Source organism: Pseudomonas sp. JL27(2026) (assembly GCF_056933555.1).
Map to the genome: position 1 here is coordinate 47082 of NZ_CM167794.1, position 25744 is coordinate 72825.

A 25744-nucleotide genomic window follows, 5' to 3' on the forward strand; every position below is an offset into this window, starting at 1 on the left:
CTGATGAAAGCCCCCCGGGTTCAGCGCTCGGGGGGCTTCTATCGTTGGCGTGAGTTACTCGCCGGCAGTCTTGAGCCAGCTCTTCATCGAGCAGGTGGCGAAGCGGCTGGTGCTGCAGTCGCCGTTGGCCAGGGCCGTGCGAAGTTTGTCGACATCGGCCTGCATCATGTAGCGAATGCCGTCCTTGAAGTGGCTACTGTCGCCAAAACCACCTTCGGTCATTTCTTTCAGGGCGTCTTCTTTGCTCCAGCCCTGAATCACCACCCGGTACATGGCGGACATCAAACCGGTACGGTCCGAGCCATGTTTGCAGTGCATCAACACCGGGCCTTTGCTTTCGGCGCTCTGGATCGCCCGCAACGTCGCGAGCACGTCGCTGTCATCGACATGATTGGTGCGGTACGGCATTTGTACCTGATTGATGCCGGGTGCCGACAACCAGTTTGAATCCGGTTCCGGCAGGAAGTTGATGACGGTCGCGACCTTGAGTTTTTCCAGCAACGGCACGGCACCGCTATCAGGCAACGCGCTGCGATAGAGCGTCGGCGACATCTGGTAGAGGTTGTATTGCACCTCCACAGGCTGTGCCCATTCGGCCGGACGTGGAGAACCTGCGTCGTCCGCCTGGACCGCAGGAACCGCGAACAACATCAGCAGCAGGCTGAGCACAGGGATGATGCGCAATGTCGGCATAGGTAGGGGCCTAAAAGACGAATGGAAGATCGGTGGGCAGCGTGCGGGAGGGCCAGTCAAAGGCCCGTGAGACGTCTGTCAAAAAGTTGTGAACCCACTCTGCGGTAGTGCTCCAGGGTTTATTTGAGCTGAAACGATTAATCTTGATGCTTAGGCTGCTACCATTTGTAACTAATGATTACTGGCGCGTCCTTTCCCACTGGGGCACGACCAAAAAACGACAAGTCGCTCGTTGAAGCGATGTTCTGCCCAATGCCTGATGAGGTGCACCCCCCATGTCTGATCAAGATCGAGACAACCCGCGGCGTGAGTTTTTACGCAAATCCCTGACCTTGATCCCGGTGGTCACCGTTGCCAGCACAGGCTTTGGCAGCTCGGTGCTGATGGCTGCGCCCGACACCGCGCCGGCCAGCTCCGGCCAGACGCCGGTCGACAGTGCTGTGTATCAGCCTAGCTACTTCACAGCACAAGAGTGGGCTTTCATTCAGGCCGCCGTCGCGCGATTGATTCCTGCCGATGAACAAGGCCCGGGTGCGCTGGAAGCCGGTGTGCCGGAGTACATCGACCGTCAAATGAACACGCCGTATGCCGCCGGTGCGCTGTGGTACATGCAAGGCCCGTTCAATGCCGACGCTGCGCCGGAAATGGGTTGGCAGAGCAAATTGGTGCCCAAACAGATCTACCGCCTGGGCATCGCGGCGACGGATGCCTGGTCGAAAGCGTTCAACGGTAAAGTTTTTGCTGAGCAAGACAGCGCTACCCGAGACGATTTGCTCAAGCAACTGGAGGCCGGTACGCCGACATTCGACAGCGTGCCGCCGAAGATTTTCTTCAGTCTGTTGCTGCAAAACACCCGGGAAGGGTTCTTCTGCGACCCGATCCACGGCGGCAATAAAGGCATGGTCGGCTGGACCCTGATCGGCTTCCCCGGCGCCCGCGCCGATTTCATGGATTGGGTGGAGCGCAACGAGCAGTACCCCTTCCCGGCAGTGTCGATTCGCGGCGAGAGGGCTTGAGCATGGCAACGGTAATGAAGAAGGTCGACGCAGTGATCGTCGGCTTTGGCTGGACAGGCGCCATCATGGCCAAGGAGCTGACAGAGGCCGGCCTCAATGTGCTGGCGCTGGAGCGCGGGCCGATGCAGGACACCTATCCCGACGGCAACTACCCACAGGTGATCGACGAACTCACCTACAGCGTGCGCAAAAAGCTTTTTCAGGATGTCTCGAAAGAGACGGTAACCATTCGCCATAGCGTGAATGACATTGCCCTGCCCAACCGTCAGCTTGGGGCGTTCTTGCCGGGTAATGGCGTGGGTGGCGCCGGCCTGCACTGGTCTGGCGTGCATTTTCGGGTCGATCCGATCGAGCTGCGCATGCGCAGCCACTACGAAGAACGCTACGGCAAACACTTCATCCCCAAGGACATGACGATTCAGGACTTCGGCGTCAGCTATGAAGAACTGGAGCCGTTCTTCGACTATGCCGAGAAAGTGTTCGGGACATCCGGCCAAGCCTGGACCGTGAACGGGCAAGTGGTGGGTGAAGGCAAGGGCGGCAACCCTTATGCGGCGGACCGTTCCAGCCACTTTCCGCTGGAGTCGCAGAAGAACACCTACTCCGCGCAGTTGTTCCAGAGCGCCGCCAACGCGGTGGGTTACAAACCTTACAACCTGCCGTCGGCCAATACTTCAGGTCCGTACACCAACCCTTACGGCGCACAGATGGGACCGTGCAATTTCTGCGGGTTCTGCAGCGGTTACGTCTGCTACATGTATTCGAAGGCTTCACCGAACGTGAACATTCTGCCGGCGCTCAAACCGCTGCCGAATTTCGAGCTGCGGCCCAATTCCCACGTGCTCAAGGTCAATCTCGACAGCAGCAAGAGCAAGGCTACCGGCGTGACCTACATCGACGGTCAGGGCCGCGAGATCGAGCAACCGGCGGACCTGGTAATTCTGGGCGCGTTCCAGCTTCATAACGTGCGGCTGATGCTGCTGTCCGGGATCGGCAAACCCTATGACCCGATCACTGGCGAAGGTGTGGTCGGGCGTAACTTTGCCTATCAGAACATGGCGACCATCAAGGCCTATTTCGACAAGGACGTGCACACCAACAACTTCATTGGCGCGGGCGGCAACGGTGTGGCGGTGGACGACTTCAACGCCGACAACTTCGACCATGGCCCCCATGGTTTCGTCGGCGGCTCGCCGATGTGGGTCAACCAGGCGGGCAGCCGGCCGATTGCCGGCACTTCAAATCCGCCGGGAACCCCGGCCTGGGGCAGTGCCTGGAAGCGCGCCACCGCCGATTACTACACCCATCAGGTGTCGATGGACGCTCACGGTGCGCATCAGTCCTACCGTGGTAACTACCTGGATCTCGACCCGGTTTACCGCGATGCCTACGGCCTGCCGCTGCTGCGGATGACCTTCGACTGGCAGGAAAACGACATCAAGATGAACCGCTTCATGGTCGAGAAAATGGGCAAGATCGCCGAGGCGATGAACCCCAAGGCTATCGCCGTGATTGGCAAGAAAGTCGGCGACCACTTCAACACGGCGTCCTACCAGACCACCCACCTCAACGGCGGCGCGATCATGGGCACCCACCCGAAAACCAGTGCGCTGAACCGCTACTTGCAGAGCTGGGACGTGCATAACGTCTTCGTGCCCGGTGCTTCCGCTTTCCCACAAGGCTTGGGTTACAACCCTACGGGGTTGGTGGCTGCCCTCACCTACTGGTCGGCGCGGGCGATTCGCGAGCAGTACCTGAAGAACCCCGGCCCGTTGGTTCAGGCTTAAGGAGCGATGACCATGAAGACCCTCGTTATCGCGACCCTCGCCCTGCTCGGCAGTTGCTCGATCAGCGCTGCTGAAGATGATCAAGTATTGATCAGGCAAGGCGAGTACCTGGCCCGTGCGGGCGACTGTGTGGCGTGTCACACCGCCAAGGACGGCAAGCCGTTCGCCGGTGGCCTGCCGATGGAAACCCCGATCGGGACGATCTACTCCACCAACATCACCCCGGACAAAACCGGTGTGGGCGATTACAGCTTCGAAGACTTCGACAAGGCCGTGCGCCATGGCGTCGCCAAAAGCGGTAGTACGCTTTACCCGGCCATGCCGTATCCGTCCTATGCCCGTGTCACTGATACAGACATGCAGGCGTTGTATGCCTACTTCATGAAAGGCGTGGCACCAGTTGCTCAAGTGAACAGGGACAGCGACATTCCCTGGCCCTTGAGCATGCGTTGGCCGCTGGCCGGATGGCGCTGGATGTTTGCCCCGAATGTTGTAGAGGCGTCTCAACCGGCCGTGGGTGAGGATGCAGTCGTCGGCCGTGGGGCGTATCTGGTGGAAGGGCTCGGACATTGCGGCGCGTGCCATACGCCGCGTGCCCTGACCCTGCAGGAAAAGGCCTTGAGCGCTGGCGAAAGCAGTGATTTTCTGTCCGGCAGTGCGCCGCTGGAAGGCTGGATCGCGAAAAGCCTGCGTGGCGATCACAAGGACGGCCTGGGCAGTTGGAGTGAGGAGCAACTGGTGCAGTTTCTCAAGACTGGCCGCAGTGATCGCAGTGCGGTGTTTGGCGGCATGAGCGATGTGGTGGTGCACAGCATGCAGTACATGAGCGACGCGGATCTCAGCGCGATCGCCCGTTACCTCAAGTCCCTGCCGGCCAACGACCCCACGGATCAGCCACACGTGTACGACAAGCAGGTGGCCCAGGCGCTGTGGAACGGTGATGACCGAAAACCGGGGGCATCGGTCTACATCGACAACTGCGCGGCGTGCCACCGCACCGACGGGCACGGCTATACCCGAGTGTTCCCGGCACTGGCGGGCAACCCGGTGCTGCAATCGGACGACCCGACCTCGCTGATTCACATCGTACTCAAGGGCGGCACCCTGCCGGCCACGCACAGTGCACCGTCGACCTTCACCATGCCGGCATTCGCCTGGCGTCTGTCGGATCAGGAAGTGGCCGATGTGGTCAATTTCATCCGCACGAGTTGGGGGAATCGAGGCTCCCTGGTGAAGCCCGCACAGGTGGCGGACTTGCGCAAGGGTGATAGGCAGAGCACGTCCAATGACGACTTGGGACAAGTGATCAGCCAGTAAGCAGTCTCGCCGGTGTCCTTTTAGGATCCCGGCGAGGTGGCGATGCTCAGCGTTGTGGAAAGCGATGGATGCCCAGTTCGCTTTCCAACTGATAACCGACGATGAAATCGGCCAGCCCGGCGTTGATCAGGTCCTGCCAGCTCGCCGGGATCACTCCGATGCTGTCGTCATACTCGGTCCAGCGGGCGTGGGCGAACTTCGGGTCTGCTTCGTCGAACGGACCCTTGCAGCGCACCGCTGCCTGTTCGATGTCCTGGGTGCAGAGGTCGAACTCGCAGGCAATTCCCCAGAGCTCTCCGCTGGCTGTCTTGACCATGATCAGGTCGGCGCCTTGTTCATAGGTCGGGAGATAGGCATCTGCCGCATAGAAAATCTTCTCCATGGTCTTACTCCGCCAGGCCCGCTAGTTGCTTGGGCATTGCTGTGCTCCTGTGCATACAGAGACACTCTTATACCGCGTTATGCCCGGGCGAGGGTCCATGTTTACGATATCAACGATAGCCAGTTTATCTCGTCCGCCCTGATGGACGGTTAGTCAGTTTGAGTCATGGGCTGACGATGCTGGAATAGGCCTTGGCCAATGCCAGCAGTTTAGCTTTGTCTTGCTCATCAATATCGCCATCACCGTCCACATCCTTGCGTACGGTGTTGATATTAAAGGAATGACCGCCATCGTTTGAAACAGCGGTAATGAAAATGGAGTCCACCAGTACATCGGTCTCTACTTGATTGACCGGGTCCCATTGCGACTCTTTACGGGCCAATTGCATCGACACCTGAGCTTCGCGTGGGTTAACAACAGTTGGGCGAAGTAATTGCAAAAAGATACCGCGTTGATTGAAGAACGACATAAGTAAATCCTTTTACGGGTTGAGTTGATTGAGTGTTACCTGTGCCGGAGATAGTACGGGTGATAGTACACAGTCAACCACCAACTATCTGTTTCATTGATTGACGCTTAGTTGTTATCAGTAACTAACGGTGCATATTTTATTCTGAAGCTGCCGAACGGCACTGGTCCAATGCTGAGCTCTCGGATACTGTATGCACATACAGTTAACAGGTTGCTACCGATGACCACTTCCTTGCCACCTCGCGGTCGCGGCACCGCGACCAACCCGCACAATCGCTTTGCTCCCAAGATCTCGGTGGCAGAGGACGATGGCTGGTATCAAGAAGCACCGCTGACCCAAGGCACCGAGGTGCGCATTGAGACTGCGAAAACCATCATCACCCGCAACAACTCGCCCGACCTGCCCTTCGACCGCTCGATCAACCCTTACCGTGGCTGTGAGCACGGTTGCATCTATTGTTATGCGCGCCCCAGCCACGCCTATTGGGACCTGTCGCCGGGGCTGGATTTCGAAACGAAACTGATCGCCAAGACCAATGCCGCCGATGTGCTGGAGCAGCAGCTTTCCAGGCCGGGCTATCAGTGTGCGCCGATCAATCTGGGGTCCAACACCGACCCTTATCAGCCGATCGAGCGGGAACAGCGGATCACGCGGCGAACCCTCGAGGTGCTGCTGCGTTATCGCCATCCGGTCACGATCATCACCAAGGGGTCGCTGATCCTGCGCGACCTGGACCTGCTTGTCGAACTGGCGCAGCAACGGCTGGTGGCGGTAATGATCAGCCTGACGACCCTGGACGATGAACTCAAACGTATTCTCGAACCCCGGGCCGCAGCGCCCAAGGCCCGCTTGCGCGCCATCCGTGTGATGCGTGAGGCAGGCATTGCGGTGGGTGTGTTGTGTTCACCGATGATCCCGATGATCAATGACAGCGAACTCGAAAGCTTGCTCACCCAGGCCCATGCTGCCGGGGCGCAGAGTGCCGCTTACATGATGTTGCGTCTGCCCCTGGAAGTGGCGCCGTTGTTCGAGGAATGGCTGGCGGCGCACTACCCGCAACGCGCCGCTCATGTGCTGAGCCTGATTCGCCAAAGCCGTGGTGGTGAACTGTATGACAGCCGATTTGGTGCCCGGATGCGTGGCGAAGGGCCGTTTGCCGATTTGCTGGCGCAACGCTTTGCAAAAACCATCAAACGTCTGGGGCTCAACCGCCGCGAAGGCTTCGACCTGGATTGCCAGGCGTTTTGTCCGCCGGGGCGTCAGATGTCGTTGCTCTAGGCGCGAGTGGCCTATGGTTGAGGGGTACAAAAAGGCAACGTTTGTAGGCTGGTCACGTTTTGTGTGACCTGGAACGCTTGTTCTAGAGCGTTTCATTCAATTTTAGCTAAGTTTAGGCTGCTACCTTGTTTGTCGAATGACCGACCGGTCGAGATAAAAGGGTTGTATATTTTTTAATCAGGTGCTGGTTTCGTACCGGACAAAACGGGAAAATTCCCTTACTCCGCCAAAGAGGATGAATTATGAGTGACAAGGATAAACAGCCGTTGGCTGCGTCGGCTTCTGCCCTCCCCGAGGCCGAAAGCGCCGATGCAGCGCTGCAGCATATTGTCGACGGCTTTCTGCACTTTCATCACGAGGTCTTCCCGCAACAGGAGGAACTCTTCAAGAAACTCGCCACGGCCCAGCGGCCCCGTGCAATGTTCATTGCGTGCGCCGACTCGCGCATCGTTCCTGAATTGATCACCCAAAGCGCTCCCGGCGACCTGTTCGTGACCCGCAACGTCGGCAATGTGGTGCCGCCGTACGGTCAAATGAACGGTGGCGTATCCACGGCCATCGAGTACGCGGTACTGGCCTTGGGGGTGCAGCACATCATCATCTGCGGGCATTCTGACTGCGGCGCGATGCGTGCAGTGTTGAACCCGCAAAGCCTGGAAAAAATGCCCACGGTCAAAGCCTGGCTGCGGCACGCCGAAGTGGCGAAAACCATGGTCCAGGATAACTGCCATTGCGCTGACGAAAACGAAAGCATGCACGTCCTCACCGAAGAAAACGTGATCGCCCAGTTGCAGCACTTGCGCACCCACCCCTCGGTGGCCTCGCGCATGGCCAACGGTCAGCTGTTTATCCATGGCTGGGTCTACAGCATCGAAACCAGTGAAATCAAAGCGTACGACGCCGATCAAGGGTGCTTCCTGCCGCTGGATGGCAGCCACCCCATTCCCATGGCGACGCCAAAAGCGCGCTTCTAAACCGCCTGAACACGTTGTCTGGCCGGGTCGAGGCCGCTGAAAAGCGGTCGGGCTTCGCCATACCTGAAAAAACCTCAGGGTGCGTCATCATGCGTGCTGTGCAATGGAAAGGTGTTTTGCCATGGGAGTTGTTGGCCTGCTCGAGAAGTGGGGACGGGCCAATGAAAGCAAGGGGTCGAAGCTGTTGATCGAGGCGCGGGGGTTGAAGCGGCGGCTTGAAGGACGGTTGCGCACTAGCGCGGGGGGTCGGTTTCGCTGGGTAGATCCCCGCTGGGTGTTCCGTTTGCTTGCGAGGGCGGTGAGCCAGTCGACATCCCTATTGAATGAGTGACCGCCGTCGTTGGATCTCAGTCCGGAGCAAGCCGGCTGTACGTTCAGTTGGATCAGGCTGCCGGCTGATCGAGTTCCAGGCCCACGCCCAATTGGCGTGACAGGCACGGCCAGCGTTTCCATGCGGCGCCGGTGTCCGGGCTGTTGAGTTTCTCACGGTAGGCTTCGACGGATTCCAGGGCGAAGCTGTCTTCATCAAGCAGGGTGTCGACGGCGTGATGTACGGCCTCATCCAGCTGGTTGGCGAAATTTTCGCCGATCAGTTGGTGGGCGATCAGGTTGGCGACAGTCATGTCCAAGGGGATCAGTGGCTGGCCAAAGTGCTTGATATAAAGGTCGTTGACCTCTTCAACCAGGCGGTGTGCGAGGTAGGCTTCGTCCAGCAGGCTGTCGAGCCCGACGTGGCCAGCCATGATGGCGGGCGGCTGGATGAAGAACTGCTCGGCGATTTTCAGCACCGGTTTGATCTGGGATTCGATACCCGCTTGGCGTGCGACGTCATTTGCCGCGTCCAGCAGGTCCGGTACTTGTTCTATATAAGCAGTGACAAAACGGGTCATGACGCCTTTGGCGTCGACATCCGGCAATTGAATGGCGGAGTGAAGGTGCGGCAATTGAATTTCCAACTGACGTGTCAGCTGGCCAGTTTCGGTTTCATGTTGTTGGGCACGTTGTATCTGCTCGCGCAATGCGGCGGTGTTCATGAAAACTCCAGGGAACAAAGGCAGTGAAATAGGGAGAACATAAGTTAGCCTGCTTATGAAAACTGCTAAGACGGTTTTGTCATAATTATTTAATACTTATACGCCTGCGTTATATCGGTTAGCCAGTATTCACCTCTGCATCCTTCTCCATTCAAGGCCTCTGGCGCAAGTCCGGGGTGTTTCAGTTGATTTACGCCCCTGCGTTGCGAGGTCTCAGTCGCTGTCTATACTCGGGGTTGTATGGAGTTAGCTGATGACGCCCGGCTGCATGTGCAGCAAGGGCTCGGCGGTTTAAGTTCGTAGTCTGGGCAGCCGATCCCTTGACCGCAGGTGAAAACCGGCGGGATAACAAGAACGATAAGGGGAACCCGCAATGATGCGACATCCACGAGTCTGGATGGGCCTCCTGTTGTGGTCGGTTTTCAGCCAGGCACACGCTGCCTGGACTGTGAATATGGCGCCTGGAGCGACTGAAATCAGTCACGCAGTGTTTGATCTGCACATGACCATCTTCTGGATATGTGTGGTGATCGGTCTCATCGTCTTCGGTGCCATGTTCTGGTCGATGATGGTTCATCGGCGTTCCACCGGCCAGGTGGCGGCCAGATTCCACGAAAGCACCACCGTCGAAATCCTCTGGACTGTCGTTCCCTTCATCATCCTTGTGGCCATGGCTGTGCCCGCCACTGCCACCCTGATCAAGATGTACGACACCAGCGAGCCGGACATTGATATCCAGATCACCGGCTACCAATGGAAGTGGCATTACAAATACCTGGGTCAGGATGTCGAGTTCTTCAGCAACCTGGCCACCCCGCAAGAACAAATCCATAACAAAAGCGCCAAGGGCGAACACTACCTGCTGGAAGTCGACCAGCCGCTGGTGCTGCCAGTGGGGGCCAAGGTGCGCTTTCTGGTGACCTCCGCCGACGTGATCCATTCGTGGTGGGTGCCGGCGTTTGCGGTCAAGCGTGATGCGATTCCCGGTTTCATCAACGAAGCCTGGACCCGCATCGACAAGCCCGGCCTCTATCGTGGCCAGTGCGCGGAACTCTGCGGCAAGGACCACGGCTTCATGCCGATCGTGGTCGACGTCAAGACCAAGGCCGATTACGACACCTGGCTGGCCGACCGCAAGGCCGATGCCGCCAAGCTCAAAGAGCTGACCAGTAAAGAGTGGACCCTGGACGAGCTGAAGGAGCGCGGCGACAAGATTTATCACACCACCTGCGCTGCCTGTCACCAGCCTGAAGGCCAGGGCATGCCGCCGCTGTTCCCGGCACTCAAGGGCTCACCGATTGCCACCGGGCCGAAAGAAGACCACCTGCACCGCGTCTACTTCGGCAAGCCCGGCACCGCCATGGCGGCGTTTGGCAAGCAACTGTCGGAAGTCGATATCGCCGCCGTCGTGACCTATGAGCGTAACGCGTGGGGCAACAACAAAGGCGACATGGTCACGCCTAAAGACGTACTGGCCCTCAAACAGGCGCAAAGCAAATGACCCGGTCTATTGCGTGTTCCCGTGAACGCTTGGGGCTCGCCGCCCCAAGCCGCCCAGCCCACCCGTTTGCAGGAGTCAGGCCATGAATGCTGTGAGCGATGACCACGGTCATGCCATCGTCGATGACCACGCCCACGGCCCTGCCAAGGGCCTGATGCGCTGGGTGCTGACCACCAACCACAAAGACATCGGCACGCTGTACCTGTGGTTCAGCTTCACGATGTTCCTGCTCGGCGGCTCGTTCGCCATGGTGATCCGCGCCGAGCTGTTCCAGCCGGGCTTGCAGATCGTCGAGCCGGCGTTTTTCAACCAGATGACCACCATGCACGGCCTGGTGATGGTTTTCGGTGCGGTGATGCCGGCATTTGTCGGCCTCGCCAACTGGATGATCCCGCTGATGATCGGCGCGCCGGACATGGCCCTGCCGCGCATGAACAACTTCAGTTTCTGGTTGCTGCCGGCCGCGTTCCTGTTGCTGGTTTCGACCCTGTTCATGCCGGGCGGCGGGCCCAACTTCGGCTGGACCTTCTACGCACCGTTATCCACCACCTACGCACCGGAAAGCGTGACGTTCTTCATCTTTGCCATCCACCTGATGGGCATCAGCTCGATCATGGGCGCGATCAACGTGATCGCCACCATTCTCAACCTGCGTGCCCCGGGCATGACCCTGATGAAAATGCCGCTGTTCGTCTGGACCTGGCTGATCACCGCGTTCCTGCTGATCGCGGTGATGCCGGTGCTGGCCGGCTGCGTGACCATGATGCTGATGGACATCCATTTCGGCACCAGTTTCTTCAATGCTGCCGGTGGCGGTGACCCGGTGCTGTTCCAGCACGTGTTCTGGTTCTTCGGTCATCCCGAGGTGTACATCATGATCCTGCCGGCGTTCGGTGCCGTCAGCTCGATCATTCCGACTTTCGCCCGCAAACCGCTGTTTGGCTACACCTCGATGGTTTATGCCACGGCCAGTATTGCCTTTCTGTCGTTCATCGTCTGGGCGCACCACATGTTCGTGGTGGGCATTCCGTTGGTGGGCGAGCTGTTCTTCATGTACGCGACGCTGCTGATCGCGGTGCCGACCGGGGTCAAGGTGTTCAACTGGGCCAGCACCATGTGGCAAGGCTCGCTGACTTTCGAGACACCGATGCTGTTTGCCGTGGCGTTCGTGATCCTGTTCTCCATTGGTGGGTTCTCCGGGCTGATGCTGGCCATTGCTCCGGCGGACTTCCAGTACCAGGACACCTACTTTGTGGTCGCGCATTTCCACTACGTGCTGGTGCCGGGGGCAATCTTCGGGATCTTCGCCTCGGCCTACTACTGGATGCCGAAATGGACCGGCCACATGTACGACGAAACCCTTGGCAAGCTGCACTTCTGGTTGTCGTTCATCGGCATGAACATGGCTTTCTTCCCGATGCACTTCGTGGGGCTGGCGGGTATGCCGCGGCGGATTCCGGACTACAACCTGCAATTTGCCGACTTCAACATGGTGTCTTCCATCGGGGCGTTCACCTTTGGTGCGACTCAGATTTTCTTCCTGTTCATCGTGATCAAGACCATCCGTGGCGGCCCGCCCGCCCCGGCCAAACCGTGGGAAGGCGCGGAAGGCCTGGAGTGGAGCATTCCGTCTCCGGCGCCGTATCACACCTTCACCACGCCGCCGGAAGTGAAATGAACAGCCTCGGTCTTGTGGGAGCGGGCTTGCTCGCGAAGAACGATAACGCGGTGTTTCTGATAAACCGCAGCGTCTGCTTCGCGAGCAAGCCCGCTCCCACAGTGGGCAGCGTTGAGGCCCGCCTCCATGGCTGATTCGGTTTCGATGAAGAAGCTGGTGACGCGGCTGTTGTTAGTGGTGGCGGCGATGTTTGTCTTCGGGTTTGCCCTGGTGCCGATCTACGACGTGATGTGCAAGGCGCTGGGTATCAATGGCAAAACCGGCGGGCAATATCAGGGCGAGCAGGTGGTCGACACCTCGCGGCAGATCCGTGTGCAGTTTCTGTCGACCAACGCCGTGGACATGGTCTGGGAGTTTTACCCCAAGGCCGATGACCTGATGATCCACCCCGGTGCGGTGAACGAGATGGTCTTCGTCGCGCGCAACCCGACGGATCATCCGATGAGCGCCCAGGCGATACCGAGTATTTCGCCGGGTGAGGCGGCGATGTATTTCCACAAGACCGAATGTTTCTGTTTCACCCAGCAAGTGTTGCAACCCGGTGAGCGGATCGAGATGCCCGTACGGTTCATCGTCGACCGCGACATCTCCAAGGACGTGAAGCACCTGACGCTGGCGTACACGCTGTTCGATATCACTGCACGTCATCCGCCGGTGGTGGCCAACACCAACGCCGGTCCTTGAGCGTTCAAGGGTGCCCGATAAGGAGAACAATCAATGGCAAGTCATGAGCACTATTACGTTCCCGCCCAGAGCAAATGGCCGATCATCGCCACAGTCGGCATGGTCGTCACCGTGTTTGGCCTGGGCACCTGGTTCAACGACCTCAAGGCTGCGCGGCCCGAATCCCACGGCCCGCTGATCTTTTTCGTCGGCAGCCTGTTGCTGGCGTACATGCTGTTCGGCTGGTTCGGCACGGTGATCAAGGAAAGCCGCTCGGGGCTGTACAGCGCACAGCTGGACCGCACGTTCCGATGGGGCATGAGCTGGTTTATTTTTTCCGAGGTGATGTTCTTCATCGCCTTCTTCGGGGCGCTGTTCTACGTGCGCAACATGTCCGGCCCATGGCTAGGCGGTGAGGGGCACAAAGGCATCGCGCACATGCTCTGGCCGAACTTCCAGTTTGCCTGGCCATTGCTGCACACCCCGGACCCGACACTGTTCCCGCCGCCCAAGGAAGTCATCAGCCCCTGGGGCTTGCCGCTGTTGAACACGGTGTTGCTGGTCAGCTCCAGCGTTACCGTGACCATCGCCCACCATGCCTTGAAGAAGGGCCATCGTGGCGCATTGAAAATCTGGCTGGCGCTGACCGTGCTGCTGGGCTGTGCGTTCCTCGGCTTCCAGGCGAAGGAATACATTCACGCCTATCACGAGCTGGGGCTGACCCTGGGGTCCGGCGTGTATGGCGCGACGTTCTTCATGCTCACCGGGTTTCACGGTGCTCACGTGACCATCGGCACCATCATCCTGTTCGTGATGCTGATGCGCATCATGCGCGGGCATTTCGACGCCGATCACCAGTTCGGCTTCGAGGCGGCGAGTTGGTATTGGCACTTCGTGGATGTGGTGTGGATCGGTTTGTTTGTCTTCGTTTACGTGCTCTGAGGCGGTGTTCACCAGGGCGCGTGGGACACCAACTGGCCACTGAAAAAGCCCCAGGCAATCAGCCCGACGGTGGCAGCGGCCAGGGCCACACGAACACTCAAGGCGATGACCAGGCGATTCGAGCGGCTGTCGTCCTTGACCAGAAAAAACAGGCCGCTGAACAGGCTGACAACCGTGGCAATCAGCATCAGGACGATGGCTGCTTTGAGCATGGCGAGGCTCCCGGGGGAATGCGATGCAGATGAGTATAGCCAGCCCGACTACCGACTTTGTGGCGCCGCTATGACGCGCTTTCGGCCAGGTTTCGTGCCGACGCTGGTGGTGGTCGTGTTGCTGCCGCTGCTGGTGTTTCTCGGCTTCTGGCAATTGAGCCGGGGCGAACACAAACGCGTGATGCTCCAGAGTTACGCCGAACGCCGGGCGGCCGAGCCAATGGCCAGCGCGCAACTGCAAGCCAGCGCAGACCCGGCGTTTCGCCGGGTGCGCCTGCACGGCCAGTTCGATGCCGCCCACAGCTACCTGCTGGACAATCGCACCCGCAACGGTCGCCCCGGTGTCGAGCTGCTGCAACCTTTTCAGGATCAGGCGACGGGCACCTGGCTGCTGCTCAATCGTGGCTGGCTGCCGTGGCCGGATCGGCGCACGCCGCCGATGTTCACCACCCCCGAACAAGCGCTGAGCCTGGACGCGTGGGTGTATGTCGCCCCCGGCGCGACCTTTCAACTGCACCCCGACCCGACGAAGGCGAACTGGCCACGGCTGGTGACGGCCGTCGACCCGGCGCTGCTGTGGAGTGAATTGGGGCGCAACGGCTATGCCTACGAACTGCGCGAAGAAGCAGGCCCTGCGTCCTATGAAACCGACTGGCCGGTGGTGGCCATGGGGCCGGAGAAACACCTCGGTTATGCCGTGCAGTGGTTTGCCATGGCGCTGGCCCTGTTCGGCCTTTACCTCTACCTCGGATGGCACAACGCAAAGGAGAAACAGCATGGGAGCGGCCATGAATCCACCCAACATGTCTGAGGCGCAGTCCCCCAATCGTCGGCGTGGGCGCTGGCAACTGATCCTGATCCTGCTGATGGTCATCGGCCCGATGATCCTGGCCACCGGCATGTACAAATTGCAGTTCTGGGTGCCGGAGGGTCGCAGCTATCACGGCGAACTGATCGGCAATGGCCAGGGCCGCGCCGAACTTGGCGTGCAGGCGGATGAAGAGCGTTGGCAGATGCTGGTTACCGCGCCGCAGGATTGCTCGGTGGACTGCCAGCAACTGGTGTACCTGGCCCGGCAGATTCAGGTCGGCCTGGGCCGTGACGCTTCACGCGCCAGCCATGCGCTGGCCGCCGCGCAACCGTTGAGCGCGGATTACGACGCCAAGCTCAAACGCGAGTATCCGCAGTTGCAGCGCTACCCGCTGGACCTTGCGACCTACACCAAAAACGTTCAGGGCAAGGCATCGGCGCAACTGTGGATCATCGACCCACACGGCAACCTGGTGCTGCGCTATGACCCGACTGTCAAAGGCAAGGACCTGCTCAACGACCTGCGCCACCTGCTGAAACTGTCGAACATCGGATAAGGGCATCGTCATGGCCAAACCTGGATTTCGCCTTGCGCTGTTTGCCACCCTGCTGGCGCTGGTCGTCGTGTTGCTCGGCGCCTACACCCGGTTGACCCACGCGGGCCTCGGTTGCCCGGACTGGCCGGGGTGCTACGGGTTCATCAGCGTGCCAAAAAGCGAAGCCCAACTGGCCCACGCCGAACTGCATTTCCCTGACACGCCGGTGGTGGCCCACAAGGGCTGGAACGAGATGATCCACCGCTATTTCGCCGGCACGCTGGGGCTGCTGATCGCGTTGCTGGCCGCCCGCGCCTGGACCCATCGGCATCACCCGGACCAACCCTTGAAGTTGCCGCTGTTCTTGCTGGCGGTGGTGTTTGCCCAAGCGGCGTTCGGCATGTGGACGGTGACCCTCAAGCTCTGGCCGCAGGTCGTGACGGGGCATCTGCTGGGTGGTTTTGCGACCTTGAGCCTGCTGTTTTTGCTGACGTTGCGTTTGTCCGGCGTGTTGCCGGCGTTGATTGTGCCCAGGCGCTTGCAGCACTGGGCGACTGCCGGGTTACTGCTGGTTATCGGACAGATCGCCCTCGGTGGCTGGGTCAGCTCCAACTATGCGGCGGTGGCCTGTCTCGACTTCCCGACCTGCCACGGTCAGTGGCTGCCACCTGCGGATTTCGCCAACGGCTTTCACCTGACCCAACACATCGGCCCCAATTACCTGGGCGGGCAGCTCGACAGCGATGCCCGTACGGCCATTCACCTGACTCACCGCCTCGGCGCGTTGTTGGTCACCCTGGTGCTGCTGGGGCTGGCCTGGCAACTCAAGGTCGTCGGCATGACCCGGCTCGCCGGGCTGGTGCTGGTGGCATTGGCGGCGCAGATCAGCCTGGGCATCAGCAACGTGATTTTCCACCTGCCGCTGCCGGTGGCTGTCGCCCACAACGCGGGCGGTGCGGCGTTGTTGCTGACGATGGTGCTGGTCAATTACCACGCACGGACCAGCCTGGTCCGGGTCAGGCAGCCACTGCCTGCACGCTGGCGCTTGCGTCTGCGCAAGCACTCGGCCGGGCCCACAACCCTTAAAGGAGAAATGCCATGGCGACTCTGATCGGCGAACGGCACGGCCGGGCGATCTGGCGCGACTATCTGGAGCTGACCAAGCCCAAAGTGGTGGTGCTGATGTTGATCACCTCGCTGGTGGGCATGTTCCTGGCGACCCGGGCCGGGGTGCCGTGGACGGTGCTGGTGTTCGGGAACCTGGGGATCGGGTTGTGCGCGGGGGGCGCGGCGGCGGTCAACCATGTGGTGGACCGGCGTATCGATGCGGTGATGGCTCGCACCCATAAGCGGCCGCTGGCCGAAGGCCGGGTTTCACCGACCGCAGCCCTGACCTTCGCACTCGTGCTGGCCGTGGCCGGGCAAGCCTTGTTGCTGGCCTTCACCAACCCGCTGACGGCCTGGCTGACGCTGGCCTCGTTGCTCGGTTATGCGGTGGTCTACACCGGTTTCCTGAAACGCGCCACGCCGCAGAACATTGTCATTGGCGGCCTGGCGGGCGCCGCGCCACCGTTGTTGGGCTGGGTCGCTGCCACCGGCCATGTCAGCGCCGAACCGCTGTTGCTGGTGTTGATTATCTTCGCCTGGACCCCACCGCACTTCTGGGCGCTGGCGATTCACCGCAAGGAGGAATACGCCAAGGCCGATATCCCGATGCTGCCGGTGACCCATGGCGAGCACTACACCAAGGTCCATATTCTGCTGTACACCTTCGCCTTGCTGGCGGTGAGCCTGATGCCGTATGTGATCCACATGAGCGGCCTGCTGTACCTGGCGTGCGCGCTGGTGCTGGGCGCAAGGTTTCTGCAATGGGCCGTGGTGCTGTACCGTGGCACTCGGCCGCACGCGGCGATCAACACCTTCAAGTACTCTATTTACTACTTGTTCCTGCTGTTTATCGCCCTGCTCGTAGACCACTACCTAGTGTTGAACCTATGACTCGAACTCAGAAAACCGTCTTTATTCTCGTTGCCCTGGTGGCCCTGGTCCTGGGGCTGACCGTTAACAAAGTGCTGACCAGTAAAGGCCAGGGCGACCCGACGGCGTTGATCGACGCCGGGATCATCCTGCTGCCGCAAAGCCGCAACCTGCCAGCCGTGCAGATGACCAATCAGGATGGCCAGCCGGTCACGGTCAACGAGCTGAAAGGTAAATGGAGCCTGTTGTTCTTCGGCTACACCTTCTGTCCGGACATCTGCCCGACTACCCTGGCGCAGCTGCGGCAGATCAAGAGCGAGCTGCCGGCAGAAGCGGTCGACAAATTGCAGATCATTCTGGTCAGCGTCGACCCGAACCGCGACAACCCCATGCAGCTCAAGCAGTACCTGGGTTACTTCGACCCGCAATTCATCGGCCTGACCCCGGCGTCGATCGAGGACCTGCAGAAAGTCGCCAACGCGGTGAGCATTCCGTTTATCCCGGCCGACACCAGCAAGCCCAACTACACCGTGGACCACAGCGGCAACCTGGCGGTGATCGGCCCGGACGGTACGCAACGCGGGTTCATTCGCGCACCGCTGAACAACACGAAGTTAGTGGCGCAGTTGCCGGTGATGCTCAAGCGTCAGTAGGGTGAATCTGCATTGCTTGGGCTGACATAGCTCTAATGTGGGAGCGGGCTTGCTCGCGAAGGCAGAGTGTCAGTCGACATAACTGCTGAATGGCACACCGCTTTCGCGAGCAAGCCCGCTCCCACACAGGGATGGTGTTTCAGGCATAAAAAAACGGGGACGCAGTGATTGCGTCCCCGTTTTGTTTTACATCAGCAGATCAGAACGCCGGCAGTACCGCGCCTTTGTACTTCTCCAGAATGAAGGCTTTAACTTGCGGGCTGTGCAGGGCAGCAACCAGTTTTTTCATCGCATCGCTGTCCTTGTCGTCCGGGCGGGCGACCAGGATGTTCACGTAAGGCGAGTCTTTGCCTTCGATGGTCAGTGCGTCCTTGGACGGATCAAGCTTGGCTTCCAGCGCGTAGTTGGTGTTGATCAGCGCCAGGTCGACCTGGGTCAGCACGCGCGGGATGGTCGCGGCTTCCAGTTCACGGAATTTCAGGTCCTTGGTGTTCTCGGTGATGTCCTTGACGGTCGACAGGATGTTGTTCGCATCCTTCAACTTGATCAGGCCGGCCTTTTCCAGCAGCAGCAGCGCACGGCCACCGTTGGTGGCGTCGTTCGGGATCACGACGTTGGCGCCGCCCGGCAGGTCCGCCAGTGTCTTGTACTTGCTGGAGTAAGCACCCAGCGGCTCCAGGTGCACGCCGGCCACGCTGATCAGGTGCGTGCCCTTGGCCTTGTTGAACTCATCAAGGTACGGCTGGTGCTGGAAGAAGTTGGCGTCCAGGCGTTTTTCGGCCACTTGCACGTTCGGCTGAACGTAGTCGGTGAAGACCTTGACCTTGAGGTCCACGCCTTCTTTGGCCAATGCTGGTTTCACGAACTCCAGAATCTCCGCGTGCGGGACCGGGGTCGCGGCCACGGTCAGGGTTTCAGCGGCCTGGGCGGAGAACGCTGCAACGGCAGCGAACGCAACGAGTAGTTTTTTCATCCAGCAAACTCCTTGTGAGACGCCCGGTCGGGCACCTGCCAGCCGTGGCCGGCGATTGCATTTATTTTCGGGAAAAGTGCACCACCAGCTTATCGCCGACGGTTTGCAGAACCTGCACCAGCACCAGCAGCAGCACCACGGTCACGATCATCACATCGGTCTGGAAACGCTGGTAACCGAAGCGGATCGCCAAGTCGCCCAGACCACCAGCACCCACTACACCGGCCATTGCCGTGTAGGACACCAGTGTGATCGCGGTCACCGTGATCGCCGCGAAGATACCCGGACGGGCCTCTGGCAGCAGGGCATTGGTGATGATTTGCCGTGTCGTCGCGCCCATGGCCTGTGTGGCCTCGATAATGCCGCGGTCGACTTCACGCAAGGCGGTTTCCACCAAGCGGGCGAAGAACGGCGTGGCGCCCACGACCAATGGCGGAATCGCACCGCCGACACCCAGCGAGGTGCCGGTAATCAGGACGGTGAACGGAATCATCACGATCAGCAGGATGATGAACGGCAGCGAACGCAAGATGTTCACGATCAGCGACAGCAGTGCGTAGAAACCCTTGGCTTCGAGCAGTTGGCGCGGGCTGCACAGGAACAGCAGCACACCCAGCGGCAGGCCGAGCAGCACTGTGAACAGCAGCGAACCGCCGAGCATCATCAAGGTGTCGCCGGTGGCCAGCCAGATTTCGTACCAGTCGATATTGCTGAAGAAACTCATCAGGGCTTCCATTAACGCAGCACCTCCATGTGGACTTCAGCCGCGGTAAAGCGGGCGAACGCCGCTTCCATGTCACCGCCGGTGATGGCCAGGGTCAGTTGCCCGTAAGGGGTGTCTTTGATGCGGTCGATACGACCGGCGAGGATGCTGTAGTCCACACCCGTTTCACGGGCGACTGTCCCCAGCAACGGCGCGTAGGTGGCGTCGCCCTGGAACGTCAGGCGCACGATACGGCCTGGCACGTGGGCGAAGTCGTCGCGCTGTTCGCTCTCGTCGATGTGTTCGTCTTCCTGGACGAAACGCTTGGTGGTCGGGTGCTTGGGGTGCAGGAACACCTCGGCCACGGGGCCTTGCTCGACAATCATGCCGGCGTCCATCACCGCGACCTGGTCGCAGACCCGGCGGATCACGTCCATTTCATGGGTGATCAGCACGATGGTCAGTTTCAGCTCACGGTTGATCTCGGCCAGCAATTGCAGGACCGATGCCGTGGTTTGCGGATCGAGGGCACTGGTGGCTTCGTCGCAGAGCAGAATCTTTGGCTTGGTCGCCAGGGCGCGGGCGATGCCGACGCGTTGCTTCTGACCACCGGACAGCTGCGCCGGGTATTTTTTGGCATGGTCAGCCAGACCCACGCGATCAAGCAGCTCGGCCACACGCTTGTCGATGTCACTGCGCGACAGCTCACCGGCCAGGGTCAGTGGCAGCGCGACGTTGTCGGCAACGGTCTTGGACGCCAGCAGGTTGAAGTGCTGGAAAATCATCCCGACTTGCTGACGAAAGCGCCGCAAGTCATTCGGGGTCAGAGCCGTGACGACTTCGCCGTCAACGGTGATCTTGCCGCCGCTGGCGTCTTCCAGGCGATTGATCAGGCGCAGCAGGGTACTTTTTCCCGCACCGGAATGGCCTATCAGGCCGAACACCTGACCATTCTCAATCGTCAGATTGGTCGGGTGCAGTGCGGGAATATCCTTACCGCCGACGCGGTAGGTTTTATGGACGTTTTGAAACTCGATCACGTAGCGAACCTTGTGGGGCGCGTTAGAAAAGGATCAGCGGTTAGCCGGGCGCGCATTTTAGCCTGTCCGTATAGAGGTTCTTAGCATTTATTTCGCATTCATCCTGCGATTTGGAAATAACCACCTGGCCTGGAACGCAAAAGATCGCAGCCCCCGGCAGTTCCTACATGGGTCCGTAGGCATTGCCGGGGGCTGCGATCTTCGTATTCAAGGCTTGCGCGGTGTCAGAACCATTTGTGCCGGAATATTGCGCAGGATCTGCTTTTCCAGTTTCAAATCGAAATCCGCATCAAGCTTCTTGACCCGTTTGCTCAGCAGTGTGGCCAGCCACGGGTAATCCTGGGTGCGCGGTGCCTGGATGCTGACGTCGCACTGATAGTTCACGATATCGGAGGCAATCGCGTCCAGTTGATGACGCAGTTTGCCCATATCGGCGAGGTTCAGCTGGACCGTGGTGCTTTCAGCTGTCGGATCGATGACCTTGGCCTGCGGCTTGGCTTCGGCTGCCATAAGCGCAGCTTCGGCTTTATCAAGCTCAGCCTTGCGCGCATTGACGATGGCGTTGTTAACCCCACCGGTCAGCGCCGGGGCTTTGGGCATCAGTGCGCGAGCACGGCTAAGCGCCGTGGCGGCGGCATTCACATCCCCCTTTTGCAGGACGATCTGGCTGCGTTGCAGGTAGGCTTCGGCCAATTGCCGTTGATATTGCTCCAGCGATTGATCGTTGGGCGTCTCGGCCTGCAGGGCCGCGAGTTGATCTTCGGCGGTGGCCAGTTCGCTACTGGCCAGGCTTTGTTCCAGCTGAGCGATGGCCGTGGCCCGGGTATCCGGAGCCTCGGAGGCTGGCGGCGTGCTTTGGCAGGCACCCAACAGCAGGGAAAACGCGATAAGGAGCAGATAACGGGAGGCGAACGGCTTCATTCCTGCGACTCTCTGATTGCGCAAAAAACGAGCAAGTCTACACCCCTCGACGGGGCAGGACAAAACTCAGCAGAAACAGTGCGGCGGCCGCGACCACGATCGACGGGCCGGCCGGGGTGTCCTTGAACCACGACAACGCCAGGCCGCCACACACCGCCAGCATGCCCAGCAGGCTCGCGCCAAGGGCCATCTGCTCCGGGGAGCGGGCGTGACGCTGTGCCGCAGCGGCCGGGATGATCAACAGCGAGGTAATCAGCAGAACACCGACGATTTTCATCGCCACCGCGATCACTACCGCAATCAACAGCATCAAGGTCAGGCGCAATGCTGCCACGGGCAAACCTTCGACGGTGGCCAATTCCTCATGCACGGTAATCGCCAGCAAGGGGCGCCACAGCGCTACCAGCAACGCCAGCACCGCCGCGCTGCCGCCGAGGATCCACGCAAGATCGGTCGGGCTGATCGCCAGCAGGTCGCCGAACAGATAGGCCATCAGGTCGATCCGCACTTCATGCATGAAGCTTAGTACCACCAAGCCAAGAGAGAGCGTGCTCGGTGCGAGAATTCCCAAAAGCGTGTCGGAAGCCAGTGGCTGGCGCTGTTGCAGCGTTACCAGCAATACTGCCAGCAGCAGGCAACCTACGGTGACGGCAACGGTCGGGCTGACATCCAGCAGAAACCCCAGCGCCACGCCGAGCAGGGCGGCGTGGGACAAGGTGTCGCCAAAGTAGGCCATGCGGCGCCAGACCACGAACGAGCCCAGCGGACCTGCAACGACGGCCAGGGCCAGGCCTGCGAGCAGGGCATACAACAGAAAATCAGCCATGCTTGCAGCCATCTCCATGAACGTGGGTGTGGGCCGCCGGGGCCTCGCTGACCACCGCGCCATGCAGGTCGTGGGCGTGGTCGTGATGGTGGTGATAAATCGCCAGGCTCTGTGCGTTTTTTCCGAACAACTCGACGAACGCCGGGTCGCCGCTGACGTGCTCCGGGTGCCCCGAGCAGCAGACATGACGGTTGAGGCATACCACCTGGTCGGTGGTGCTCATCACCAGATGCAGATCGTGGGAAACCATCAGCACCCCGCAACCGTGACGGTCACGCAGGCGGGTGATCAGGCTGTACAGTTCGGCTTGCCCGGCCACGTCGACGCCTTGCACGGGTTCATCGAGCACCAGCAATTGCGGCTCGCGCAACAAGGCGCGGGCCAGCAGCACGCGCTGCATTTCACCGCCGGAAACGCTCTGCACCGGGCTGTCGATCACCTGTTCGGCACCCACTTCCTTGAGCGCCGCCAAGGCCCGCGCGCGGTCCACGCCCGGCACCAGGCGCAAGAAGCGCAGCACCGAGAGCGGCAGGGTCGGGTCGACGTGCAGTTTTTGCGGCATGTAGCCGACCCGCAGTTTCGGCTTGCGCCAGACGCTGCCGCTGTCGGGCTTGAGCAGGCCGAGTACGGCGCGCACCAGGGTGGTCTTGCCTGCGCCGTTGGGGCCGATCAGGGTGACGATCTGCCCCGGCTCGACACTGAGCTGAATGTTGTCCAGCACGTTTTGCCCGGCGAAGGTCACCGTCACCTGCTCGAGGCGGATCAACGCAGCGCTCATCAAGCCCCCTGGCAACCCGAGCAGAGACCGACCACTTCGACGGTCTGGCCTTCGACCACGAACCCGACTTCGCTGGCGCTGCTGACGATGGTGTCGCTGATGGATTTCTGTTCCAGCTCAATGGCGGCATGGCATTCGCGGCAGATCAGGAACTGGCCCTGGTGCGCGTGCCCCGGATGGTTGCAGCCGACGAAGGCGTTGAGCGAAGAGATGCGATGCACCAGGCCGTTATCCAGCAGGAAATCCAGTGCCCGGTACACCGTGGGCGGCGCGGCGCGGCGGCCGTCCTGCTCGCTGAGTACCGCCAGAATGTCGTAGGCGCCCAGTGGTTTGTGGCTTTGCCACACCAGTTCCAGCACCCGGCGACGCAACGCGGTCAGGCGCAGGCCTTGGCGAGCGCAAATGGCGTCGGCCTCGGACAATGCGCTGTGCACACAGTGAGAGTGGTCGTGGGGGCGGCTGGCAATCGGTGTTTTAGGCATGAGCGGCGACGAGTTTTGTGAGAGACGTTATTATGTTACCCGTTCTCGCCTCTTTGAGTGGTCATCGTGTCCAGACTTTTTGCCATCTTTGTCACATTTACCGTCAGTTTGTTCGTGATCAGCGCCGCTCAGGCCGAGGTGAAGGTGCTGACCAGCATCAAGCCCTTGCAACTGATTGCCGCAGCGGTGCAGGACGGTGCCGGGGTTCCGGAAGTGTTGCTGCCGCCGGGTGCTTCACCACACAACTACGCCTTGCGCCCATCCGACGTACGGAAAGTGCAGTCCGTGGACCTGCTCTACTGGATCGGCCCGGACATGGAAGGTTTTCTGCCGCGCGTGCTCAAGGGCCGTAGCCTTCCATCGGTTGCCGTGCAGGATCTGTCGGGTTTGAAGCTGCGCCGTTTCGCCGAAGACAGCCATTCCCACGCAGAGGAGGCCGATGAGCACGATCATGACCATCGCCCCGGCAGCCTCGACGCTCACTTGTGGCTATCGCCGGTCAATGCGCGGGTTATCGCCGCGAAAATCGCCGCAGACCTGAGTGCTGCCGACCCGGCCAATGCGCCTCGCTATCAGAGCAATCTCAAGGCGTTCGACGAGCGTCTGGATGCGCTGGACCTGCGCCTGAAAGCCCGACTGGCGGGTATCGCAGGCAAGCCGTACTTCGTTTTCCATGAAGCGTTCGACTACTTCGAAGACGCTTACGGCCTCAAGCACACTGGCGTGTTCAGCGTAGCCGCTGAAGTGCAGCCTGGCGCTCAGCACGTAGCGGCCATGCGTGCGCGGTTGCAGGAAGTGGGCAAGACGTGTGTGTTCAGTGAACCGCCGCTGCGTCCGCGACTGGCTGAAACCCTGGTGGCAGGTTTACCGGTGAAACTGGCAGAGCTGGATGCGCTGGGCGGCTACACGCCAGCGACCGCTCAAGGTTACGAGCAGGTGCTGGAGAAGCTGGGGAATGATTTGGCGGGGTGCCTGGAGTCGCTTTAATTAAAGCAATAAACCTGTGGCGAGGGAGCTTGCTCCCGCTGGACTGCGCAGCAGGCCCATTCTTTTTGGTAAAGAGGGGGCGCTTCGCAACTCAGCGGGAGCAAGCTCCCTCGCCACAATTTAAAGGGCGAACGGCAACGGCGTGCTGACGTGCTGACGCTGAGCCAACCGCTGCTGAAACTCCATCGGATCGTGAATCAGCACGTCCTGCCCGGCAAACGACTCGGCGGCGATCAGGCGTGACAACCAGAACCGCACGCACGCTACGCGCAGCAGGGTCGGCCACAGCTCAGCCTCGGCGGCTGTAAACGGACGTAATGCTGCATAAGCGCCCAGCAATGCCCGCGCCCGCGGCCCGTCGATCACCCCGTCTTCGTCCGAGCACCAGTCATTCAGGGCAATGGCCACGTCGTAGAGCATCGGGCCTGAGCAGGCGTTGTAGAAGTCGATCAACCCGGTCAGGTGCGTGCCTTCGAACATCGCGTTGTCGCGGAACAGGTCTGCGTGGATGTTTGCTCGAGGCAGCGCCAGAATTTTGGTCTTCTGCTCGGTCATTTCGTCCAGCGCCCGTTGCAGTAAATCCCGTGGTTCGGCGTCCAGGTGGGAAAGCAGTTGCGTGCCCTCTTCCTGCATCCAGTCCAGGCCGCGGTCGGTTTTACGCTTGATCATGCTGTCTTTGGTCGCCAGGTGCAGATGCCCCAGCAACTCGCCGACCTGTACACAATGCTGTGCATTGGCCTGTTTGATGTGCCTGCCGGCCAGCCGTGGCTGCAACAGCGCAGGTTTGCCCGCCAGTTCACGCAGGGCGATGCCGTCCGTGGTGCGCAGCGCGTAAGGTACGGGCAGGTTGGCGTCATGCAGCACGTCGAGCAGCTCGATGAAGAACGGCATCTCCTGTACGGGGCCGCGCTCGACCAGGGTCAGGACAAATTCGCCCTGCTCCAGGCTGATGAAAAAATTGGTGTTTTCGCTACCCGCGGCAATTCCCTGGAAATCAAGCAGGCGACCGAGCCCGTAAGGGGCAAGAAAGGTTTCCAGCTCGGGCCGAGCCAGGGGGGTGAACACAGACATGGTTAAAAACTGCTCAGTTCGGGCGCCGTGGTTGAGGC

28 protein-coding genes and 1 pseudogene are annotated in these 25744 nt (G+C 60.3%); 16 read left to right on the forward strand and 13 right to left on the reverse strand.

What is annotated here, in order from left to right:
• Window positions 1-54 precede the first annotated feature (54 nt).
• Window positions 55-693, reverse strand: coding sequence for a phosphatase domain-containing protein (locus AC1Z1G_RS00260; protein ID WP_483623918.1), 639 nt, complete (start codon window positions 691-693; stop codon window positions 55-57).
• Between the two features lie 275 nt (window positions 694-968).
• Here AC1Z1G_RS00260 and AC1Z1G_RS00265 point away from each other — a divergent pair, with 275 nt between their 5' ends.
• From AC1Z1G_RS00265 to AC1Z1G_RS00275, 3 genes are read left to right on the forward strand one after another with little or no spacing between them, the layout of a single operon-like run.
• A complete protein-coding gene (locus tag AC1Z1G_RS00265; protein WP_483623920.1) occupies window positions 969-1709 on the forward strand; it encodes a gluconate 2-dehydrogenase subunit 3 family protein in 741 nt (246 codons plus the stop codon).
• 2 nt (window positions 1710-1711) lie between these two features.
• Window positions 1712-3496 (forward strand): GMC family oxidoreductase, encoded by a 1785-nt coding sequence (locus AC1Z1G_RS00270; RefSeq protein WP_483623922.1) that lies wholly within the window; start codon window positions 1712-1714, stop codon window positions 3494-3496.
• A gap of 12 nt (window positions 3497-3508) precedes the next feature.
• Window positions 3509-4813, forward strand: a complete 1305-nt coding sequence (locus AC1Z1G_RS00275; RefSeq protein ID WP_483623924.1) for a c-type cytochrome — start codon at window positions 3509-3511, stop codon at window positions 4811-4813.
• Between the two features lie 46 nt (window positions 4814-4859).
• Here AC1Z1G_RS00275 and AC1Z1G_RS00280 read toward each other — a convergent pair whose 3' ends face one another.
• Together AC1Z1G_RS00280 and AC1Z1G_RS00285 are read right to left on the reverse strand one after the other, a co-directional pair.
• Window positions 4860-5195: a hypothetical protein gene (locus AC1Z1G_RS00280; protein ID WP_483623926.1), complete on the reverse strand. Its 336-nt coding sequence runs from the start codon at window positions 5193-5195 to the stop codon at window positions 4860-4862.
• A 163-nt stretch (window positions 5196-5358) separates the two neighbouring features.
• Window positions 5359-5664 carry a hypothetical protein gene (locus AC1Z1G_RS00285; RefSeq protein WP_483623928.1) on the reverse strand — a complete coding sequence of 102 codons (306 nt, stop codon included), beginning with the start codon at window positions 5662-5664 and terminating at the stop codon, window positions 5359-5361.
• Window positions 5665-5886: 222 nt separating this feature from the next.
• On the opposite strand from AC1Z1G_RS00285, the gene AC1Z1G_RS00290 reads away from it, so the two are divergent.
• The 3 genes and pseudogenes from AC1Z1G_RS00290 to AC1Z1G_RS00300 all read left to right on the forward strand — a co-directional run.
• Window positions 5887-6945, forward strand: coding sequence for a PA0069 family radical SAM protein (locus tag AC1Z1G_RS00290; protein ID WP_483623930.1), 1059 nt, complete (start codon window positions 5887-5889; stop codon window positions 6943-6945).
• A gap of 242 nt (window positions 6946-7187) precedes the next feature.
• Entirely contained in the window at window positions 7188-7919 is a 732-nt protein-coding gene (locus AC1Z1G_RS00295) for a carbonic anhydrase (RefSeq protein ID WP_483623932.1), read from the forward strand.
• A gap of 126 nt (window positions 7920-8045) precedes the next feature.
• Window positions 8046-8250: pseudogene (locus AC1Z1G_RS00300) on the forward strand (hypothetical protein); the annotation flags it as partial.
• A 52-nt stretch (window positions 8251-8302) separates the two neighbouring features.
• Here the strand turns inward: AC1Z1G_RS00300 and AC1Z1G_RS00305 are convergent.
• On the reverse strand, window positions 8303-8953 hold the full coding sequence (locus tag AC1Z1G_RS00305) for a hypothetical protein (protein WP_483623934.1): 651 nt from the start codon (window positions 8951-8953) through the stop codon (window positions 8303-8305).
• A gap of 373 nt (window positions 8954-9326) precedes the next feature.
• On the opposite strand from AC1Z1G_RS00305, the gene coxB reads away from it, so the two are divergent.
• The 4 genes from coxB (at window position 9327) to AC1Z1G_RS00325 (ending at window position 13737) form a co-directional block, all read left to right on the forward strand.
• The gene (coxB, locus tag AC1Z1G_RS00310) at window positions 9327-10454 is read left to right on the forward strand and encodes a cytochrome c oxidase subunit II (RefSeq protein WP_483623936.1); all 1128 of its coding nucleotides are present in this window, start codon (window positions 9327-9329) and stop codon (window positions 10452-10454) included.
• A gap of 82 nt (window positions 10455-10536) precedes the next feature.
• Window positions 10537-12132, forward strand: a complete 1596-nt coding sequence (gene ctaD, locus AC1Z1G_RS00315) for a cytochrome c oxidase subunit I (protein WP_347903001.1) — start codon at window positions 10537-10539, stop codon at window positions 12130-12132.
• A gap of 126 nt (window positions 12133-12258) precedes the next feature.
• A complete protein-coding gene (locus AC1Z1G_RS00320) occupies window positions 12259-12816 on the forward strand; it encodes a cytochrome c oxidase assembly protein (RefSeq protein WP_483623938.1) in 558 nt (185 codons plus the stop codon).
• 33 nt (window positions 12817-12849) lie between these two features.
• The gene (locus AC1Z1G_RS00325) at window positions 12850-13737 is read left to right on the forward strand and encodes a cytochrome c oxidase subunit 3 (protein WP_483623940.1); all 888 of its coding nucleotides are present in this window, start codon (window positions 12850-12852) and stop codon (window positions 13735-13737) included.
• A gap of 8 nt (window positions 13738-13745) precedes the next feature.
• On the opposite strand, the gene AC1Z1G_RS00330 is transcribed toward AC1Z1G_RS00325, so the two are convergent.
• The gene (locus tag AC1Z1G_RS00330) at window positions 13746-13949 is read right to left on the reverse strand and encodes a twin transmembrane helix small protein (RefSeq protein ID WP_483623942.1); all 204 of its coding nucleotides are present in this window, start codon (window positions 13947-13949) and stop codon (window positions 13746-13748) included.
• A gap of 70 nt (window positions 13950-14019) precedes the next feature.
• On the opposite strand from AC1Z1G_RS00330, the gene AC1Z1G_RS00335 reads away from it, so the two are divergent.
• The 5 genes from AC1Z1G_RS00335 to AC1Z1G_RS00355 are packed head-to-tail and all read left to right on the forward strand — an operon-like array spanning window position 14020 to window position 17925.
• Window positions 14020-14760 carry an SURF1 family protein gene (locus AC1Z1G_RS00335; RefSeq protein ID WP_483623944.1) on the forward strand — a complete coding sequence of 247 codons (741 nt, stop codon included), beginning with the start codon at window positions 14020-14022 and terminating at the stop codon, window positions 14758-14760.
• The gene (locus AC1Z1G_RS00340) at window positions 14726-15316 is read left to right on the forward strand and encodes a hypothetical protein (protein WP_483623946.1); all 591 of its coding nucleotides are present in this window, start codon (window positions 14726-14728) and stop codon (window positions 15314-15316) included. Before AC1Z1G_RS00335 ends, AC1Z1G_RS00340 begins: the two co-directional genes overlap by 35 nt.
• A gap of 10 nt (window positions 15317-15326) precedes the next feature.
• A complete protein-coding gene (locus tag AC1Z1G_RS00345; protein WP_483623948.1) occupies window positions 15327-16406 on the forward strand; it encodes a COX15/CtaA family protein in 1080 nt (359 codons plus the stop codon).
• Window positions 16394-17293 (forward strand): heme o synthase, encoded by a 900-nt coding sequence (gene cyoE, locus AC1Z1G_RS00350; protein ID WP_483623950.1) that lies wholly within the window; start codon window positions 16394-16396, stop codon window positions 17291-17293. The genes AC1Z1G_RS00345 and cyoE overlap by 13 nt, the downstream gene beginning before the upstream one ends.
• Window positions 17290-17925, forward strand: a complete 636-nt coding sequence (locus AC1Z1G_RS00355) for an SCO family protein (RefSeq protein WP_483623952.1) — start codon at window positions 17290-17292, stop codon at window positions 17923-17925. Before cyoE ends, AC1Z1G_RS00355 begins: the two co-directional genes overlap by 4 nt.
• A gap of 199 nt (window positions 17926-18124) precedes the next feature.
• Here the strand turns inward: AC1Z1G_RS00355 and AC1Z1G_RS00360 are convergent, their stop codons facing one another.
• The 7 genes from AC1Z1G_RS00360 to AC1Z1G_RS00390 all read right to left on the reverse strand — a co-directional run bounded on the left by AC1Z1G_RS00360 (window position 18125) and on the right by AC1Z1G_RS00390 (window position 23648).
• The gene (locus AC1Z1G_RS00360; protein WP_483623954.1) at window positions 18125-18898 is read right to left on the reverse strand and encodes a MetQ/NlpA family ABC transporter substrate-binding protein; all 774 of its coding nucleotides are present in this window, start codon (window positions 18896-18898) and stop codon (window positions 18125-18127) included.
• Between the two features lie 61 nt (window positions 18899-18959).
• Window positions 18960-19634: a methionine ABC transporter permease gene (locus AC1Z1G_RS00365; RefSeq protein ID WP_347903016.1), complete on the reverse strand. Its 675-nt coding sequence runs from the start codon at window positions 19632-19634 to the stop codon at window positions 18960-18962.
• A complete protein-coding gene (locus AC1Z1G_RS00370) occupies window positions 19634-20641 on the reverse strand; it encodes a methionine ABC transporter ATP-binding protein (protein ID WP_347903017.1) in 1008 nt (335 codons plus the stop codon). The genes AC1Z1G_RS00365 and AC1Z1G_RS00370 overlap by 1 nt, the downstream gene beginning before the upstream one ends.
• 207 nt (window positions 20642-20848) lie before the next feature.
• Window positions 20849-21562, reverse strand: coding sequence for a PA5502 family lipoprotein (locus AC1Z1G_RS00375; protein WP_483623956.1), 714 nt, complete (start codon window positions 21560-21562; stop codon window positions 20849-20851).
• Window positions 21563-21599: 37 nt separating this feature from the next.
• Window positions 21600-22388 carry a zinc ABC transporter permease subunit ZnuB gene (gene znuB / locus AC1Z1G_RS00380; RefSeq protein WP_347903021.1) on the reverse strand — a complete coding sequence of 263 codons (789 nt, stop codon included), beginning with the start codon at window positions 22386-22388 and terminating at the stop codon, window positions 21600-21602.
• A complete protein-coding gene (znuC, locus tag AC1Z1G_RS00385; RefSeq protein WP_483623958.1) occupies window positions 22381-23166 on the reverse strand; it encodes a zinc ABC transporter ATP-binding protein ZnuC in 786 nt (261 codons plus the stop codon). The genes znuB and znuC overlap by 8 nt, the downstream gene beginning before the upstream one ends.
• Entirely contained in the window at window positions 23166-23648 is a 483-nt protein-coding gene (locus AC1Z1G_RS00390) for a Fur family transcriptional regulator (RefSeq protein ID WP_483623960.1), read from the reverse strand. Before AC1Z1G_RS00390 ends, znuC begins: the two co-directional genes overlap by 1 nt.
• 57 nt (window positions 23649-23705) lie before the next feature.
• Here AC1Z1G_RS00390 and AC1Z1G_RS00395 point away from each other — a divergent pair, with 57 nt between their 5' ends.
• On the forward strand, window positions 23706-24635 hold the full coding sequence (locus AC1Z1G_RS00395) for a zinc ABC transporter substrate-binding protein (protein ID WP_483623962.1): 930 nt from the start codon (window positions 23706-23708) through the stop codon (window positions 24633-24635).
• Between the two features lie 120 nt (window positions 24636-24755).
• Here AC1Z1G_RS00395 and AC1Z1G_RS00400 read toward each other — a convergent pair whose 3' ends face one another.
• Window positions 24756-25706, reverse strand: a complete 951-nt coding sequence (locus tag AC1Z1G_RS00400) for a homoserine kinase (RefSeq protein WP_483623964.1) — start codon at window positions 25704-25706, stop codon at window positions 24756-24758.
• Between the last annotated feature and the right edge of the window lie 38 nt (window positions 25707-25744).